The organism is Bradyrhizobium sp. (assembly GCF_030697065.1).
In the GTDB taxonomy this organism is placed as follows: domain Bacteria; phylum Pseudomonadota; class Alphaproteobacteria; order Rhizobiales; family Xanthobacteraceae; genus Bradyrhizobium.
On the sequence record NZ_JAUYQU010000012.1, the window covers coordinates 1 to 4,759 of the forward strand.

5 protein-coding genes are annotated in these 4,759 nt (G+C 62.7%); 3 read left to right on the forward strand and 2 right to left on the reverse strand.

Annotation, left to right across the window (positions count from 1 at the left end; genetic code table 11):
• Positions 1–11 precede the first annotated feature (11 nt).
• On the forward strand, positions 12–1,316 hold the full coding sequence (locus tag Q8R73_RS01080; RefSeq protein WP_305717708.1) for a NupC/NupG family nucleoside CNT transporter: 1,305 nt from the start codon (positions 12–14) through the stop codon (positions 1,314–1,316).
• Between the two features lie 107 nt (positions 1,317–1,423).
• Here Q8R73_RS01080 and Q8R73_RS01085 read toward each other — a convergent pair whose 3' ends face one another.
• Both Q8R73_RS01085 and Q8R73_RS01090 read right to left on the reverse strand, forming a co-directional pair.
• A complete protein-coding gene (locus tag Q8R73_RS01085; RefSeq protein WP_305717704.1) occupies positions 1,424–1,978 on the reverse strand; it encodes a cupin domain-containing protein in 555 nt (184 codons plus the stop codon).
• A gap of 146 nt (positions 1,979–2,124) precedes the next feature.
• Positions 2,125–2,409, reverse strand: a complete 285-nt coding sequence (locus tag Q8R73_RS01090) for an usg protein (protein WP_305717705.1) — start codon at positions 2,407–2,409, stop codon at positions 2,125–2,127.
• A gap of 378 nt (positions 2,410–2,787) precedes the next feature.
• On the opposite strand from Q8R73_RS01090, the gene Q8R73_RS01095 reads away from it, so the two are divergent.
• Both Q8R73_RS01095 and groL read left to right on the forward strand, forming a co-directional pair.
• A complete protein-coding gene (locus Q8R73_RS01095; RefSeq protein WP_305717706.1) occupies positions 2,788–3,105 on the forward strand; it encodes a co-chaperone GroES in 318 nt (105 codons plus the stop codon).
• A gap of 146 nt (positions 3,106–3,251) precedes the next feature.
• Positions 3,252–4,759, forward strand: a 1,508-nt coding sequence (gene groL, locus Q8R73_RS01100; RefSeq protein ID WP_305717707.1) for a chaperonin GroEL, incomplete at its 3' end; no start/stop codon positions are given.

Genomic DNA, 4,759 nt, shown 5'->3' on the forward strand with positions numbered 1-4,759 from the left:
TCGGGGGAATCATGCTTCAGCTGCAATCGGCGTTCGGCGTGTTCGCGTTGCTGGCGATCGCATGGGCCCTCAGTGAGAACCGCCGCGCGGTATCGCCCCGACAGGCCGCGATCGGCCTTGCCGTCACCTTCCTCACCGCGCTGGCTTTGACAAAACTGCCGTTCGTCGCGCATGCGTTCGGCGCCATCAATGACGCCATCGGGACCGTTTCCCCGGCCTCCCGCGCCGGCAGCTCGTTCGTGTTCGGCTATCTCGGCGGCGGCGCGCTGCCGTTCGACCTGAAGGCGCCAGGCGCGGATTTCATCCTGGCGTTTCAGGCGCTGCCGGTGGTGCTGGTGATGAGCGTGCTGACCACGCTGCTGTTCTACTGGAAAATCCTGCCGCCGGTAGTGCGCGGCATGTCGTGGCTGCTGGAGCGCACGCTCGGCGTCGGCGGCGCGGTCGGCCTGTCCACCGCCGCCAACATCTTTCTCGGCATGGTGGAAGCGCCGCTGTTCATCCGGCCCTATCTGGCGCGGCTGACCCGCAGCGAACTGTTTCTGGTCATGACCGGCGGCATGGCCGGGATCGCCGGCACCGTGCTGGTGCTCTACGCCACCCTGCTCGCGCCGCTGATCCCGGATTCGGCGGCGCATTTCGTCATTGCCTCGGTGCTGGGGGCGCCCGCCGCGATCCTGATCAGCCTGATCATGGTGCCGCAGACATCGCACGCGCGCACCGCCGGCGTGCTGGCCGATCCAAGGGGCGATCCCCGCGTGGCGTTCATCGATGCAAAAGTGGCCGAAGCCGATCCGGACATCCACGCCTCCTCCACCATGGATGCGATCGTCAAGGGCACCACCGCCGGGCTTGAGCTGCTGCTCAACATCGTCGCGATGCTGCTGGTGCTGGTGGCGCTGGTCTATCTCGCCAACGCGGCGCTCGGGCTGCTGCCGCCTGTCGGGGGTGCGGCGATCTCGATGCAGCGGATGCTCGGCTACGTGATGGCACCGGTGTGCTGGCTGATGGGCCTGCCGTGGCCGCAGGCGGTCACCGCCGGCAGCCTGATGGGGGTGAAGACCGTGCTCAACGAGCTGATCGCCTATGTCGATCTCTCCAGGCTCGGTCCCGAGGCGCTGGATCCCCGTTCAAGGCTGATCATGCTCTACGCGATGTGCGGCTTTGCCAATTTCGGCAGCCTCGGCATCATGATCGGCGGCCTCGGCACCATGGCCCCGCAGCGCCGCGACGAGATCAATGCACTGGGATTGAAGTCGATCGTGTCGGGCACGCTGACGACGTGCCTGATGGGCGCGATTATCGGGGTGCTGAATTGACGCCTGCGACGTCGTCGTCATTCCGGGGCGTGCGAAGCACGAACCCGGAATCTCGAGATTCCGGGTTCGACTGCTAACGCATCGCCCGGAATGACCACATCATCTCATCACGACGCCAGTTCGACGGTCTTGAACTCCGCAGGCAGGATCACTTCGAGTAATTCGACGTCGTCGGAATAGTCCAGGATCAGATGCTTGATGCGCGGCGGCTGGGTCCAGGCGCTGCCCACCTTCATCAAGGTCTCGCCCTGGCCCTCCAGGTAGGTTTTGATCCAGCCCTTCAGGACATAGACCATCTGGAATTCGACGTCGTGGAAATGCAGCTTTGAAACCTCGGCCGGATTGCACGGCCCGATCAGCCGGATCACATGGGCCTGCGCCAGGCCGTGGGTCGCCGCCGCGATGCCGAGATCGCGATACTGCGCATAGGTGCGCAACCCGTCGGCCTTGAAATCCTCTTCGCGGTGATGGCTGATGGCGACGCGCTGTTTCGGCCGTTTGGCTGCAGGCTTCGGCGGCGCCTTGGAAGTGACCGGCTTGGCGGTGACGATTGGCCGCGCGGCGGACTTGGCGGCGGACTTGGCGGCGGCTTTCGGTGACGGCGATTTTTTCAGCGCGGCGCTTTGAGCCGCGGCCCGTGATGTCGGCTTCTGCTTGGCCATTGAAGTGCTCCCTTTCCTGTGCGGAGAAAGGCTAGCACATTTGTCATTCGTAGGGTGGGCAAAGCGAAGCGTGCCACCATTACAGGCTCAGCGCGCTGTGGTGGGCACGGCGCAAGAGAGCCTTTTGCCCACCCTAAAAATCTGTCTCAATGCAGCCGGAATACGCCGTCGACGGCGCGCAGTTCGGCCGGCTTGATCAGCTTGGAATGCGCCACGGTAACCGAGAACAACGGCCCGTCGAGCTTTTCTTCCCAGAACGCGAGAAAGTCCTTCAGCGCCGGAAATTTCGGGAAAAGATCGTAGTTCTGCCAGACATAGGTCTGAAGCAACGACGGGTGATCCGGCAACCGATACAGAATTTGCGCCGTCGTCAGCCCGTAACCCAGCACCTGCTTCCGAAAATCGTCGGAAACGCCAACCCGCGAGACCATGCCAACCTCCATTGCTGGAGCGCATTCATCTGGTGGCTGCCGACCGGGAGCCACCCGGTGGAGATGCGCTCACATGTTAGAAATGTGACGCACGATACCAACACATCACAAGCCTAAATGTTTAACGAACTGTTGAAAAAGGGTGCGTTAGCAGCAGCTTACCGCACGTGCTAATACGGGGTTTCCGGCCTCGTGCCGGCAATTAATCATGATTAATGAATTTGGCAGCCGCCCTATTTGAGTGCTAATTTTTCTGCTAGAAGCCCTTGTTCCCCGGACCAGACTGGACTATGTCCACACCAGTCGCGCTGGCACTCGCCGGCGGAGACTGCCAAAATTCAAAATTCTGCAATAGATTCAGAAACTTAGGAGGACTGCATGAAATTCCGTCCGCTTCACGACCGCGTTGTAGTCAAGCGCATCGACGCCGAAGAGAAGACCGCTGGCGGCATCATCATTCCGGACAGTGCCAAGGAAAAGCCCTCCCAGGGCGAAATCACCGCCGTCGGCCCGGGTGGCCGCGACGAAGCCGGCAAACTGATCCCGATCGATCTCAAGGTCGGCGACCGCGTGCTGTTCGGCAAGTGGTCCGGCACCGAGGTCAAGCTCGACGGCCAGGAACTGCTGATCATGAAGGAGAGCGACATCATGGGCGTTCTCACCGATCTGCCCGCCGCCAAGAAGAAGGCCGCCTAACCAGCGTCCGTTTCCTCATCCTGAGGAGCCGGCGCAGCCGGCGTCTCGCAGGATGAGCCTAAAATTCAACTCGTCTCACCCTTCGAGACGCCCGCCAGAGGCGGGCTCCTCGGGATGAGGTTCAAGTTTCAAACGGAGACAGATATATGTCAGCTAAAGAAGTAAAATTCGGCGTCGATGCCCGCGATCGCATGCTGCGTGGCGTCGAGATCCTCGCCAACGCGGTGAAGGTCACGCTCGGCCCCAAGGGCCGCAACGTCGTGCTCGACAAGTCGTTCGGCGCACCCCGCATCACCAAGGACGGCGTCACCGTCGCCAAGGAAATCGAGCTTGAAGACAAGTTCGAGAACATGGGCGCCCAGATGGTGCGCGAAGTGGCCTCGAAGTCGGCCGACGCTGCCGGCGACGGCACCACCACCGCGACCGTGTTGGCCGCTGCCATCGTCCGCGAAGGCGCCAAGGCGGTTGCCGCCGGCATGAACCCGATGGACCTCAAGCGCGGTATCGATCTGGCTGTGGAAGCCGTGGTTGCCGACCTCGTCAAGAACTCCAAGAAGGTCACCTCGAACGAGGAAATCGCCCAGGTCGGCACCATCTCCGCCAACGGCGACTCCGAAATCGGCAAGTTCCTCGCCGACGCCATGAAGAAGGTCGGCAACGAGGGCGTCATCACGGTTGAAGAAGCCAAGTCGCTCGAGACCGAACTCGACGTCGTCGAGGGCATGCAGTTCGACCGCGGCTACATCTCGCCCTACTTCGTCACCAACGCCGACAAGATGCGCGTCGAATTCGACGACGCCTACATCCTGATCAACGAGAAGAAGCTCTCCAACCTGAACGAACTGCTTCCGCTGCTGGAAGCCGTGGTGCAGACCGGCAAGCCGCTCGTCATCGTCGCTGAAGACGTCGAAGGCGAAGCGCTCGCCACCCTCGTCGTCAACCGCCTGCGCGGCGGCCTCAAGGTTGCCGCCGTCAAGGCGCCGGGCTTCGGCGATCGCCGCAAGGCCATGCTGCAGGACATCGCCGTCCTGACCGGCGGCCAGGTCATCTCGGAAGACCTCGGCATCAAGCTCGAGAATGTCACCATCGACATGCTCGGCAAGGCCAAGAAGGTCACCATCACCAAGGACGACACCACCATCGTCGACGGCGTCGGTGAGAAGGACGCCATCGAGGCCCGCATCGGCCAGATCAAGAAGCAGATCGAGGACACCACCTCGGACTACGACAAGGAGAAGCTGCAGGAACGTCTGGCCAAACTGGCCGGCGGCGTCGCGGTCATCCGCGTCGGCGGCTCGACCGAAGTCGAAGTGAAAGAGAAGAAGGACCGCGTCGACGACGCCCTCAACGCCACGCGTGCGGCCGTTGAAGAAGGCATCGTCCCCGGCGGCGGCATCGCCCTGCTGAAGGCGACCAAGGCGCTGGAAGGCCTGAAAGGCGACAACGCCGACCAGACCGCCGGCATCGCCATCATCCGCCGCGCCATCCAGGCCCCGATCCGTCAGATCGTCGAGAACGCGGGCGTCGAGGGCTCCATCGTCGTCGGCAAGGTGCTGGAAAACCCCTCGGCCACCTACGGCTTCAACGCCCAGACGGAGGAATACGTCGACATGATCCAGGCCGGCGTCATCGACCCCGCCAAGGTCGTGCGCAC